Source organism: Paraliobacillus sediminis (assembly GCF_003426055.1).
Genome location: NZ_QJSI01000001.1, coordinates 311,935 through 325,093 on the forward strand (window position 1 = coordinate 311,935; position 13,159 = coordinate 325,093).

11 protein-coding genes are annotated in these 13,159 nt (G+C 35.6%); 7 read left to right on the forward strand and 4 right to left on the reverse strand.

Annotation, left to right across the window (positions count from 1 at the left end):
• Positions 1–90 precede the first annotated feature (90 nt).
• Complete coding sequence (locus D2K60_RS01380) at positions 91–567, reverse strand: DsrE/DsrF/DrsH-like family protein (protein ID WP_117168207.1); 477 nt, start codon at positions 565–567, stop codon at positions 91–93.
• Positions 568–736: 169 nt separating this feature from the next.
• Between D2K60_RS01380 and D2K60_RS01385 the strand changes: the two genes are divergently transcribed.
• On the forward strand, positions 737–1,342 hold the full coding sequence (locus D2K60_RS01385; protein WP_117169066.1) for a YpjP family protein: 606 nt from the start codon (positions 737–739) through the stop codon (positions 1,340–1,342).
• A 32-nt stretch (positions 1,343–1,374) separates the two neighbouring features.
• Here D2K60_RS01385 and D2K60_RS01390 read toward each other — a convergent pair whose 3' ends face one another.
• Entirely contained in the window at positions 1,375–2,394 is a 1,020-nt protein-coding gene (locus D2K60_RS01390; protein ID WP_117168208.1) for an LLM class flavin-dependent oxidoreductase, read from the reverse strand.
• A 174-nt stretch (positions 2,395–2,568) separates the two neighbouring features.
• Here D2K60_RS01390 and D2K60_RS01395 point away from each other — a divergent pair, with 174 nt between their 5' ends.
• A complete protein-coding gene (locus D2K60_RS01395) occupies positions 2,569–4,266 on the forward strand; it encodes a bifunctional diguanylate cyclase/phosphodiesterase (RefSeq protein ID WP_240335210.1) in 1,698 nt (565 codons plus the stop codon).
• 626 nt (positions 4,267–4,892) lie between these two features.
• Here D2K60_RS01395 and D2K60_RS01400 read toward each other — a convergent pair.
• Positions 4,893–6,191 (reverse strand): MFS transporter, encoded by a 1,299-nt coding sequence (locus D2K60_RS01400; RefSeq protein ID WP_117168209.1) that lies wholly within the window; start codon positions 6,189–6,191, stop codon positions 4,893–4,895.
• 217 nt (positions 6,192–6,408) lie between these two features.
• On the opposite strand from D2K60_RS01400, the gene D2K60_RS01405 reads away from it, so the two are divergent.
• The 5 genes from D2K60_RS01405 (at position 6,409) to treR (ending at position 11,909) form a co-directional block, all read left to right on the forward strand.
• The gene (locus tag D2K60_RS01405) at positions 6,409–6,756 is read left to right on the forward strand and encodes a hypothetical protein (protein WP_117168210.1); all 348 of its coding nucleotides are present in this window, start codon (positions 6,409–6,411) and stop codon (positions 6,754–6,756) included.
• A gap of 223 nt (positions 6,757–6,979) precedes the next feature.
• Positions 6,980–7,669 (forward strand): iron-sulfur cluster repair di-iron protein, encoded by a 690-nt coding sequence (gene ric / locus D2K60_RS01410; protein ID WP_117168211.1) that lies wholly within the window; start codon positions 6,980–6,982, stop codon positions 7,667–7,669.
• A gap of 303 nt (positions 7,670–7,972) precedes the next feature.
• Complete coding sequence (gene treP / locus D2K60_RS01415) at positions 7,973–9,418, forward strand: PTS system trehalose-specific EIIBC component (protein WP_117168212.1); 1,446 nt, start codon at positions 7,973–7,975, stop codon at positions 9,416–9,418.
• 73 nt (positions 9,419–9,491) lie between these two features.
• On the forward strand, positions 9,492–11,174 hold the full coding sequence (gene treC, locus D2K60_RS01420; RefSeq protein WP_117168213.1) for an alpha,alpha-phosphotrehalase: 1,683 nt from the start codon (positions 9,492–9,494) through the stop codon (positions 11,172–11,174).
• 21 nt (positions 11,175–11,195) lie between these two features.
• Entirely contained in the window at positions 11,196–11,909 is a 714-nt protein-coding gene (treR, locus tag D2K60_RS01425) for a trehalose operon repressor (RefSeq protein ID WP_117168214.1), read from the forward strand.
• Between the two features lie 62 nt (positions 11,910–11,971).
• Here the strand turns inward: treR and D2K60_RS01430 are convergent, their stop codons facing one another.
• On the reverse strand, positions 11,972–13,057 hold the full coding sequence (locus D2K60_RS01430) for a mechanosensitive ion channel family protein (RefSeq protein ID WP_117168215.1): 1,086 nt from the start codon (positions 13,055–13,057) through the stop codon (positions 11,972–11,974).
• Positions 13,058–13,159: the final 102 nt, after the last annotated feature.

Sequence of the window (13,159 nt, forward strand, 5' to 3'; positions counted from 1 at the left end):
AAAAACATCTACCATCAGCCTATGTTTAAATGATAAAAGTGTTATGAATAGAAGGGAAAAGACATGATTTTGTCACGGTTAAAGATTTTTTTAGATGAATAATTGCATGTTTGATTGTAATGCACTTTTTAAATATGTTTTTGCATCTACTATTTCTAGTTCGGGTAAGAGTTCTTCTTCTTTAAAGCCCATAATATCTACAGAAAGTTTACAGCCATAAAACTTCACATTTTTCTTTCGTGCACCTTTTAAGAAATGTATAAGGTGAGGTGCATGGTTATCATCAATCATATCAACTAATAGTTTTTTTCCTAAACCGTTAAAATTCATTTTTGATAAAGGTAAGTCTTCTATGCCTTTAGGTGAAAAGGAACTGAACATTTTTTCGTAAATCGTTTTGTCTTCGTTTGAAATTTTTTCGGGATCTCGAACTAACCATAAGCCCCAAAAGGAAAAAAACATGGTTACTTCGACATCAAGTTCACGAGCTGCATTTGCTAAGATTAGACCTGCCATTGCTTTGTCATATTCACCACTAAACATTAATAAATTCATTTCTTCTGGCATGATTGCACTCCTTTTTTTATTGTAGGTGATAGTATGTGTCATGTGCGATGGAAAATGTACAAAAGAAATATTTCAATTTGATTAAAAAGCATATAAAAGATAGACTTTCTAAATAATCATGCTAAAATTTAACGTAACAGTAGTAATTAAAAAAGGGGATGCTTACGTGATGAAGAATATTTGGTTGAAAAAAATATTTGTTGTAATGGTTTCAATCATGACTTTAGGCATGTATGTTCCTCCAGTCCAATTACAGACAAATGCGGAAGCAAGTAATAAAGAAATGGAGTCGTCCAAAGAAGACTCGCAGGTAGATGATAGCGCTGTTTTTATAAAAGAAACAACGGAACTAGTTAATGCGTTTATTCCCGAAACAGATCCGATCTATAACTTAACCGAGCAAGCAAAAATGCGAGCTTTAATGAAATTAGGTCCGAAAATTTCAAATCGAATTGAAGATAACTTCACTTCTGAAATTTTACCTGGAATAGAAGAAGTAGTTGCGACAATTTTACGTGATATAGAAAGTGATGAAGTTCCATATATGAAGATATCAGAAGAACAATATGCTGGTTATGGAGAAAAAATATTTGACTTATATGATGAACGAACAAATCAAGATATTGCACGCTTCCATGTTCGTAGGGATAATCGCCCGCAAGAAGGCTACTGGTTCAATTTTCACTATCATATAGAACAAGATGGATATGAAACGCATCACACTATTGGTGAAATATACTGGAGTAAAGATACACCACCAAAATGGATGGCATAATAAAAGTAACGCAAAAAAACGACTGATACCAATCAGTCGTTTTTTTCTAACATTTCTCCTACTATTTCATATGATCGTAGACGATCTTTCTGATGATAAATCTGTGAACTAATAATTACTTCGTCAGCATTTGTTTCGGTTAAAAAGGCTGCTAGCTGCTCTTGAACTTGTTTAGCGTTTCCAATGATAGTTGAGCGAGAATCAAGCGTCTTTTCAACAGCTGCTTTTTCTTGTGCTGACCAGAATGTGTTCATGTCATCGATCGGTGGTTGTAGTTTTGTTGGTCTACCACGAATGATACCTAAGAATTGTTGCTGCTGTGAAGTAGCCAGCCACTCTGCTCTTTCAGTTGTGTCAGCTGCAACGATATTAACGCCAACCATGGCATACGGTTTCGTTAAATTTTGAGAAGGTTTGAAGCGCTCACGATAAATATTTAATGCTGGGATCGTGTAATCTGGTGAAAAATGACTTGCAAATGCAAAAGGTAAACCTTTCTCGGCGGCTAGTTGAGCGCTAAATCCACTAGAACCTAATAACCAAGTTGGAATATCCAAACCTTGTCCTGGTACTGCACGAACACCTCTATTGCCCTCTTCAGTAAAATAAGCCTGTAACTCTTCTAATTGTGCTGGAAATTCTTCGGCTGAACTGTTTAACGTTCTTCTTAGAGCGTAAGCTGTACCTTGATCACTTCCGGGTGCACGTCCAAGGCCAAGATCAATGCGGCCTGGATATAGGGACTCTAATGTGCCAAATTGTTCCGCAATAACAAGTGATGCATGATTTGGAAGCATAACCCCTCCAGAACCAACTCGGATTGATTTTGTTGCTCCAGCGATGTGTCCGATCACAACGGATGTTGCAGAGCTTGCTATTCCGGGCATGTTATGGTGTTCGGCAAACCAATAACGGTGAAAACCCAATTTTTCAGCCTCTTTTGCTAATGTAACACTATGTTTAAATGATTCAGTCGGATTACTTCCTTCATTTACAGGTGCAAGGTCTAAAACAGATAGTGGTACGCCATTGAAATATTTATGTGTAGTCAATTTAAAAGCTCCTCTTTAGTAAAGTACTCTTAGAATACGCTGATTTTAACTTTTTCTCCAATTATCTGTTTCAAATGGAACGCCTTTTAATTCTAACTCTTTTCACTAAACAACATGGAAGATCTCGTGGTATAGTTATTTAAAAGACGACAAGGTAAAGGAGTTCTAGATGTAATGAAACGAACTGATATTTTAAATCAATTTGAATCTACAATGACACTTCCAGATTTTTCAGCTGCTATTAATACGATGGGTGTAGGTTTAACTGTTGTTGACGCTACTAATGAGGAACTACCACTTATCTATGTTAATCAAGGATTTGTAGAAATGACTGGATACAGTAAAACAGAGGTTTTAAATAAAAATTGCCGATTCTTACAAGGGAATAGTACAGACCAAAAAGAAGTAGATAAAGTAAGAAAGGCTATTAATAGAGCAAATTCAACTGCTGTGGTTTTAAAAAATTATCGGAAGGATGGTAGCTATTTCTGGAATCAATTTATTATCAGTCCTGTCCATGATACGGAAGGTGAATTAGCTTATTTTATTGGATTACAATTTGATGTTACCGAAGAGATCGAAGAAAAGAATTACTCCAATAAGAAAATGAAAGAATTATCGAACTTTGATCGGGTAACGGGATTAATGAATTTAGATTTTTTTAAGAAGCACCTGCAAGAAGCCATTGATCAAGAAGAACAAGGAACCGTTTTACGTATCAATTTAAAGCGATTTCGTAATGTAAATAATACATACGGTGAAGCACTGAGTGATAAAATTTTAGTTCAAGTAGCAGAACGACTACGCCAAGTATGTTCAAGCCCAATATGTCGTAGTTTTGCCGATGATTTTATTATTCTTTACTCAAATAACCAATCTTTAGAAGATATATTGACGGTATTAGAACATAAATTAAGTCGCTCCTATTTATTACAGGGAGAAGAGATACAACTAGATTATAGTATTGGAATAAGCAAGTTTCCAGAAAACGGACTGGATGTAGAAAGTTTGCTCGCATTTGCATCTCTTGCAATGAAACAAGCTAAACAGTTCACAACGCGTCAATATGCTTATTTCGATCTGACATTATCAGAACAGCTAACGGAACGGATGCGAATAGAAAAAAGATTTCAACATGCATTAGAATTGAATGAGTTTTCGCTTCATTACCAACCGAAATATACAGTGGAATCGGAATTAAGAGGAATGGAAGCGTTGATTAGGTGGAACGATCCAGTAGTTGGTATGATTAGCCCTGCGAACTTCATTCCGATTGCAGAAGAAACAGGCTTTATTATTGAGCTAGGTGAATGGGTAATGCGTACAGCGTGTGCTCAAAATAAAAGATGGCAAGAAGAAGGTCTTGCGGCTATTCCTGTATCAGTTAACGTATCTGCAGTACAGTTTGTTCATCCGAATTTTGTTGATAAAGTAGAACAAGTTTTAATTGAAACAGGCTTATCACCTGCTTTATTAGAACTTGAAATTACTGAAAGTCTATTAATTGATCCAGATCATATCATTACGAAACTTCATAAATTAAAGGGATTAGGAATCTCGATCTCTATTGATGACTTCGGTACAGGGTATTCATCGATCAATTATTTAAAAGATTTTCCTGTTGATACACTGAAGATTGACCGTTCTTTTATTGTTAATGTCCCAGGGGATAAACGAGATGCCGCTTTACTACATTCAATCATGCAACTGGGCAAATCATTAGGGTTAATCGTGTTAATTGAAGGTGTTGAAACGAAAGAACAACTACAATTTTTTAAAGAACATGACGGTGATCTAATTCAAGGGTATTACTTTAGTAAACCATTGGCAGTAGATGCTATGATGAAAAAGTTAATCGGTAATAAGAAGTAATATATTAGTTACTCAACTTTCTGACCAAAAAATAAGTGCTAATCGGTGGCTTTCTAATAGACTTTTGTTTAGTGTGAACGTTCCTTGCGTCGAAATTTATATCAACTACGACGTAACAGAATTTTTTGACCCGCTTCTCAAGTGAAATTGACTCCCTTTCCGCAGGCACGGCTTCAGCTAACTTTGGAAAGCAAAAAGCGCTTTCCAAAGTGGATCATCAGCCCGTGCTGTTCCTGCAGGAGTGTCGTCAATTTCACTTGATACGCTAGTTTAGTACACTGCAATATTAGAAGAGCATAAATTAATTACAAGTCGAAAAGATACGCCATCAAGCGAAGGAAGAAAATGGTTGAGACTCAAGTGGGAACAGCACAAACCGAAGATCCTCTATAGAAGCGATCTTTGCTTCTATAGATAGCTGAGGTTGTGCCCACGGAAAGCGAGACCATTTACTGACGCAGCGAGGACAAGCATAACTTATAACTATGTCGCAGTTTCTCTCAATTTAGCAAGATGAAAGGTAATGATGCTTACGAAATTGGTCCGAAGTTAGCTTTAATTTTGGATTGTGAGACTTTCTAGTTGTACCAAGATTTAAATGCCATCACTCGCTAAAGTTGAGTTAGTTATAAAGGATTAATGTCATCTGATTGAATGATAGCATTATTAGTAGTAAGGTTTTGATCTGGATTTGGTACAAATCTTAATATAATCATACCTACAATGAATAATAAGATTAGACTAAACACACCAAAATTTGAACGACCGGTTATTTGTGTCGTGATACCAACTAACAGCGGTCCAGTTATTGCAGCAAATTTACCGAAAATATTATAAAAACCAAAGAATTCATTCGCGCGATGTTTTGGAACAAGTTTGGCAAAATATGCGCGACTTAGAGCCTGAATGCCGCCTTGTGATGTTGCGACAAGCATTGCCAAAATCCAAAAGTCAACAATTGTTTCTAAAAAGAATGCATAGATGCAAACAACCATGTATACGCCGATTCCAACATATAACATCTTTTTACCTTTAAAGATTTCAGATAATCTTCCATATAAAATAGAAAATGGTGCTGCAACTACCTGGGTAACAAATAATACAATTAATAGACTTGTGGTGTTCAATCCTAGATCAGTTCCATATGCAGTCGACATAGAAATAATCGTACCAACCCCGTCAATATAAAAGAAGTATGCGATTAAGAATAAAAATACAGCACGGTATTTCTTAATCTCCTTGAAGGTACCACCAAGCCTCTTAAAACTATTCTTAATAATATTTGGTTCAGGTTTGATCGCATAGCGTTGCTTTACATGTCGCAATAGCGGGATTGAAAATAGTCCCCACCAAGCTGCGGTGATTAAAAATGCCATTCTACTTGCCGTAATACTAGATATCGGTAAAATTTCTTGTTGTGCCAACATAATGATCACGATACTTAATAAAAATGGTATGGCACTACCGATGTAACCTAATCCATAACCTCGAGCAGAAACGCGATTCATACGCTTATTCGTTGTTACATCAACTAAAAAAGCATCATAAAATATGTTTGCACCTGTTGATCCAATCGAAGCAACTAGAAAACAAATCAATAACAATAACCAATTATCACTGGGGATAAAGGCGAGTGTTGCGGTGGCTGTAATACCCAAACCAAAAAAGAAAGCAAAAAAACGTTTTTTATATCCTTGATAATCGGCTATTGTCCCTAAAATCGGGGCAATCATAGCTAAAATGAATGTAAAAATGGAAATGGTATAGCCTAGATAAGCAGTTGAATTTGCCCCTGAAATACCAGCTTCAGTCGCAGCCGCTTTATAGAAAATAGGGAAAACAGCTGTTGTTATAATAATAGAGTAAGCAGAATTAGCCCAATCATAAAATACCCAGCTTGTTTCTCTTTTAGAAAACTTCTTCATGTATACCTTCTCCTTTGTCTTTCTGTCTACGTCTACTTTACTAAAAAAACGAAATGAAATAGGTAATGTTGGAGAAACTTTACGCATACTTTACAATGTATTCCTTTTACGTGTTTCGATTATTTCAGATTGGGTATGGTATATATAACACTTTAGAATATGCTAAATCATTGATTGTAAAACACATCTCATTCTAAAAAAAGAAAGGGTGTATAACATGTTTAAGAAATTAGAAGCTTATTTCAAGTCAGAGAACGATGCCGAGGCTGTTCGAGCTAAATTAAATAATAAAGTTAATGTACGCAATGTAATGATTGATCAAGTCTCAGATGGATTGGCAAATAAGTTTGTTGTCCCATTAGTGGCAGGAGGTGGCGGTACATCAGCTACCATGCCAGGAAATTCACCATATCCAATCCCATCATCGGGTGAAGGGTTTTTCAAAGAAGATGAAGGTGAGCGTAAAACCGTATTAGAGTGTGAAGTTTCCGAGGAAGATTTTAATGAGGCATTAGTGATTTTACAAGAGAATGATGCACATGTGAACAAAAATAGCTTTGAATAGATTAATCAATTTCATAATACCTATTTAGTCACCACCCCTAATAATATATAGTTGGATAAAAACGTTTCCAAACTATATATTACTAGGAGTGGCTTGATAAGGTAATTATGAAATTGACTCAGATACTAAAATTACTTGTTAAAATATATAGTGATTTAACTCACTTCCTCCTAAACAAAAGTGCGCTATGTTCTTTATAGACACTTTATTAGGAGGCATTTTTATGCAAACATTTGATATAGATAATACACCCGCGGAAATCGTTAAGACTTTTCCGAAAGCAAGTGACTTTTTTAAGAAAGAAAAGATTAACTTTTGTTGTGATGGAGATAAATCACTTAAAGAGACAGTAGTGAATAAACCGGTTGATGTCGAGAGCCTTCTTCAGACTATAAACGAAGCGTATTCAAGTTGGAAAGAAGCGGGAAACGAAGTGATAGATTGGGACCAAGTATCAAGCACAGCGTTAATTAATCATATTCTAGAACGTCACCATGATTACTTACATGATGAATTAGAACCACTCAGTCAATTTGTAACAAAAATATTTCGTGTTCATGGTCAAAATCACGCACATTTAAAGGAACTTCATATTTTATATCACACATTTATGTCTGATGTAGAGTCACATCTATTTGAAGAAGAGAACACGTTATTTCCACTCATACGTCAATATGAAGAAACGAAAGATCTGGAAACGGCAATGCGTATTCAAGAACTTTCGCAGCGTATGGAAGAAGAACATCAACTGATTGGTGATCTATTAAAAGAAATGAGCGATGCTACGAACGGGTTTGTTTTGCCTGTTGGGGCATGTAATTCATATCGAATTACATATGCACGCCTAGCAGAATTAGAGGCGAATACAGTCGAACATATTCATTTGGAAAACAATATATTATTTAGAAGATAAACAGAGGACATCAACGCAAATTGTTGATGTCCTTTTTTAAAAGTAATATTCTCTCCGTTGTCAGCTTCGAAGAAAAATTAAACTCCTCATAGAAAACGCACGTAAAAGTGGCCTCTTTTAATGTTGTAAAGGACCGGGAGAAAGTTTTCCTATTTTTTTAGTTGACTAACATGTATATACAAGATATAATGAAAGCGTAATCAGATAACATGTATATACAAGTTGTCGTGTCCTTATTGTATAAGTCATTTATTTCGATATAAACTAAAATTAATCTTCGTAAAGAAGAAAGGGGTCAAAACAATGGGTAAATATGCAGATTCAGCTAAGGATCTACTAGAGTACGTTGGTGGTAGTGATAATATTTCGGTTGTTACACACTGTGCAACACGTATGCGTTTTGTCTTAAATGATAATGCGAAAGCGGATACAGATAAAATTGAAGAAATAGATTTAGTTAAAGGTACATTTACGAATGCGGGTCAATTCCAAGTAATAATCGGAAATGAGGTCTCCACTTTTTATCAAGAATTCACTGAAATTTCTGGTACAGGTGATACGTCAAAAGATGATGCGAAAGTTGCAGCAAAACAAAATATGAATTTTATTCAACGAATGATTTCGCACCTAGCAGATATCTTTACACCATTAATTCCGGCTTTGGTAGTTGGTGGTTTAATATTAGGTTTTCGTAATATTATTGGTGATATTCCGAATTTCGGACCAAATGGTGATCAAGCACTTATCGAACTATCGCAATTTTGGGCAGGGACACATTCCTTTTTATGGCTAATAGGAGAAGCTATTTTTCACTTTTTACCTGTTGGTATTGTTTGGGCCGTTACACGCAAAATGGGGACAACGCAAATTTTGGGTATTGTTCTTGGACTTACACTTGTATCGCCTCAGCTATTAAACGCTTATGGTGTAGCTGGAGCAGGAACAGGCGATATTCCGTTTTGGGATTTTGGCTTCGCTACAGTTAATATGATTGGTTATCAGGCACAGGTTATTCCGGCAATTTTAGCTGGTTTTGTATTAGCATATCTTGAAATTGGTTTGAGAAAGGTTATTCCAAATGTTATTTCGATGATATTTGTTCCATTCTTTGCATTATTACCAGCGGTTCTAATCGCACATGTCGTGCTTGGACCTATTGGTTGGGAAATCGGTTCATGGATTTCAGATATCGTTTATAGTGGATTAACGTCAGCGTTTGGTTGGTTATTTGCTGCAGTCTTTGGTTTCGCTTATGCACCACTGGTCATAACGGGTTTACACCATATGACAAATGCAATAGACTTACAACTTATGAGTGAATTTGATGGAACGAATTTATGGCCAATGATCGCTTTATCTAATATTGCGCAAGGTTCAGCAGTATTGGCGATGATCTTTATTAATCGTAAGGATGAGAAAGAAAAGCAAGTTTCGATCCCGGCGGCTATCTCCTGTTACTTAGGGGTTACGGAACCTGCGATGTTCGGTATTAATTTAAAATATGGATTCCCATTTTTAGCAGCGATGATTGGTTCGGCGCTAGCAGCAATTATTTCTGTTGGTAGTGGCGTAATGGCGAACTCGATTGGTGTTGGTGGTATACCAGGATTTCTATCGATCCAAGCTGCGCATTGGGTAATGTTTTTTGTAGCAATGGCAGTAGCGGTTGTCGTTCCGTTATTCTTGACAATGCTTTTCTCGAAAATGAAAATGGGTCAAAATGCATTTCAACGTTTAGGAAAAAAATAAAAATAAAGTAGCAAAGCGACTATGAATGTATAGTTGCTTTGCTCTTCTATAAATAAAAGAAGGTGAGCACTAAATGACGCAACCATGGTGGAAAAAATCGGTGGTTTATCAAATTTATCCAAAGAGTTTTAATGATACAACAGCTAATGGTAAAGGTGATCTACAAGGGATAATTGAGAAGTTAGATTACTTGAACAAATTAGGGGTCGATGTACTGTGGCTCACTCCAATTTATGATTCCCCACAGAATGATAATGGCTATGATATAAGTGATTACTATACTGTCTATAAAGAATATGGAACAATGCATGATTTTGATCAGTTATTAGAAGAAGCGCACAAACGTGATATGAAGATCATTATGGATATTGTGGTCAATCATACTTCTACAGAACATCAATGGTTTAAACAAGCAGCTTCCTCAAAAACTAATCCGTATCGAGACTTTTATATATGGAAGGATGCAATAGATAATAAAGAACCAACAAATTGGCAATCTAAATTTGGTGGTCCAGCCTGGGAGTATGATGCAACAACAGATCAATACTTTTTGCATTTATTCGATAAAACACAAGCGGATTTGAATTGGGAAAATGTAACAGTGCGCGATACAATCTATGAAATGATGGATTTTTGGTTAGAAAAAGGTGTGGATGGCTTCCGGTTAGATGTTATAAATTTAATTTCAAAGAATCAAGTATTTCCTGATGATGATGGATCAGTTGCGCCTGGTGATGGTAGAAAGTTCTATACCGATGGACCTAAGATTCATGACTATTTACGTGAAATGAACGAGCAAGCTTTTTCAAAATATAACATAATGACAGTTGGAGAAATGTCATCAACTTCTATAGATAATTGTATTAAATATACGAACCCTAATCGTCAAGAACTTGATATGACCTTTAACTTTCATCATCTAAAAGTGGATTATCCTAATGGGGAGAAATGGGCAAAAGCTCGATTTGATTTTCAGGAACTGAAACAAATTCTATCTGAGTGGCAGACGAAGATGCATCAAGGTGGTGGATGGAATGCGTTGTTTTGGTGCAATCATGACCAGCCGAGAGTCGTCTCGCGTTTTGGAGATGATGGGAAGTATCATAAAGAGTCAGCCAAGATGTTAGCAACAACAATCCATATGATGCAAGGTACACCCTATATTTATCAAGGTGAAGAATTTGGTATGACGAATCCGGGGTTTGATCGAATAGAAGATTATCGAGATGTAGAATCGCTAAATATGTATAAGATGAAGAAAGAAGAGGGCTTTAAAGACTCTGAGATTATTGCTATTCTCAAACAAAAATCACGCGATAATGCAAGAACGCCTGTGCAGTGGAGTGATAAGTCACATGCTGGCTTTACCACAGATGTACCTTGGATTGATGTAGCGGATAACTATCCAAACATCAATGCACAAACGGCACTTGAGGATGTAGATTCTATTTTTTATCATTACCAAAAGCTCATTCAGCTTCGAAAAGAATATGATATCGTTGTTGAAGGAGATTATCAGTTGATTTTAGATGATCATCATGCTATTTTTGCTTATATACGTAATAATGGAAATGAAAAGTTATTAGTGCTTAATAATTTTTATGGAATAGAAGCTGACTTTGAATTAACAAGTGATTTAGAACTGGATAAGATGGATTCTACCATTTTGATCTCAAATTATCTTGATGCCTCAGAGAACTTTCGATCTGGCAGACTTCGTCCATATGAGTCCATTGTATATTATTTAAATAAGTAGGCAGATGAGGACGTAGGTAGTATGACGAATAAATATTTAGTGATTTATAATGAGATTGTAAACCAAATTGACAATGGTACGTGGCAAGATGATCAGTTGTTGCCATCAGAACATGAATTAAAAGAACAATATCAAACATCACGAGAAACAATTCGAAAAGCGCTCAATTTATTGTCGCAAAATGGTTATATACAAAAGGTAAGAGGAAAGGGTTCAGTCGTGATTCCGCGGAATAAATATGATTTCCCTGTCTCTGGATTAGTTAGTTTTAAAGAATTGGCTAATAAAATGGATAATAAAGTAAAAACAATTGTTCATGATGTTTCACTATCAACGCCCGATGCATATTTAAAACAACAATTACACGTGTCAAGTAAAGATCAGGTTTGGCAAGTAATCCGTGTTAGAGATCTTGCGGGTGACAAAGTGATTTTAGATAAGGATTATTTTAATGAAAAGTATGTCCCGCACTTATCAAAGGAAATTTGTGAGGATTCGATCTATTCTTATCTAGAAGGAGAAGTGGGTTTGACGATTAGTTTTGCTAAAAAGGAAATAACAGTCGATGAGCCGACTGAAGAAGATCGTCAATTGCTTGATTTAGAAGGGTTTCATAATATTGTCGTAATTAAGAATTATGTTTATTTGGATGATGCGAGTTTGTTCCAATATACAGAATCACGACATCGTCCAGACCGCTTTCGTTTTGTTGATTTTGCGAGAAGGAGTCACTAATCATGTGAAAATATCAAGTAAAAGAACCGACGTCTTACGGTGTCGGTTCTTTTACTTGAAGATTATTGCTGCCATTTTTCAGCGATGGTTGGATCAACTGAACGTAAATGTAGATCGCGTTGCGGAAATGGAATTTCGATTTGATGTGCTTTTAGAATGTGATGGATTCGGAAATTAATGTTAGTTTTGACTCGGACAATGTCGTTTGGGTTAGAAATCCAAATGAACAATTCAAAATCTAATGACGAGTCACCAAATCCTTTAAAATAAACATATGGTAAAGGATCTAATAAGACGGATTCTGTTGAATCTGATTCATCATTTGCAACCTGGATGAGTAAATCACGAACTAGCTCTGGATCTGAACTATAAGAGACACCAATTGGAATCACAAGACGCATCGTTGGATCGCTATAAGAGCGGTTAATAACATGTTCTTCTAAAAAGTAGGAGTTTGGCACAATAATATGCTCGTTATCAATTGATTTAATTATGGTGGCGCGCATGTTTATTTGCTCAATATCACCAATAATATCATTTACAATGACGCGATCTCCAACTTTAATCGGGCGCTCAAATAATAAGATAATACCAGAAATAAAATTAGATGTAATATTCTGAAGTCCAAAACCAATACCAACACCTAAAACACTTGCGAAAACAGTTAAGGCGCTTAGATTGATGCCAACTGTAGAGATGCTTATCATAACAGCGATAATCATAATCATATAGTGAGAAACACGATTAAAAGTAAATTGAATACTTCGGTCAAGGTGATAACGATCATAAATACGTGGCATGAACAAACTGGTTAACACTCTCGAGCTTTGGTATGCGAACGATAAAATCAAGAATATTATTACTAATAAGGATAGCGTGATGTTAGTTGATCCTAGTTGGTAGAATGATTTTAGCATCCAACTGGCTTCACCGAAATAAAAGAAAAGAAACAATACCATAGAATAGAAAGTAATCCAGTTTAAAAAATAACGAATCGCTTGATTGCGTTCGGGATAGTCTGTAACTTTTTTTGTTGTGATTAACAAGATGAGAAAACGAATAAATAATATTAAAGCTAATATGGAAACAACAATAATAATTTGACCAATTATGTAATAGTTTTGGAAAAAGTCAATAAAACTTTGCATGTGCATCACCTAACCATTTATAAGAATAGATCAATTTTATCATAAATTTAGAAATGCCACCTATAATTTAGTTGTAAATGGTATAATACGTGTATATAGAGA

Coding starts and splice junctions, on each gene's coding strand:
- D2K60_RS01380 (WP_117168207.1), bottom strand. CDS start 567: ATGCCAGAAGAAATGAATTTATTAATGTTTAGTGGTGAATATGACAAA.
- D2K60_RS01385 (WP_117169066.1), top strand. CDS start 737: ATGAAGAATATTTGGTTGAAAAAAATATTTGTTGTAATGGTTTCAATC.
- D2K60_RS01395 (WP_240335210.1), top strand. CDS start 2,569: ATGAAACGAACTGATATTTTAAATCAATTTGAATCTACAATGACACTT.
- D2K60_RS01400 (WP_117168209.1), bottom strand. CDS start 6,191: ATGAAGAAGTTTTCTAAAAGAGAAACAAGCTGGGTATTTTATGATTGG.
- D2K60_RS01405 (WP_117168210.1), top strand. CDS start 6,409: ATGTTTAAGAAATTAGAAGCTTATTTCAAGTCAGAGAACGATGCCGAG.
- ric (WP_117168211.1), top strand. CDS start 6,980: ATGCAAACATTTGATATAGATAATACACCCGCGGAAATCGTTAAGACT.
- treP (WP_117168212.1), top strand. CDS start 7,973: ATGGGTAAATATGCAGATTCAGCTAAGGATCTACTAGAGTACGTTGGT.
- treC (WP_117168213.1), top strand. CDS start 9,492: ATGACGCAACCATGGTGGAAAAAATCGGTGGTTTATCAAATTTATCCA.
- treR (WP_117168214.1), top strand. CDS start 11,196: ATGACGAATAAATATTTAGTGATTTATAATGAGATTGTAAACCAAATT.
- D2K60_RS01430 (WP_117168215.1), bottom strand. CDS start 13,057: ATGCAAAGTTTTATTGACTTTTTCCAAAACTATTACATAATTGGTCAA.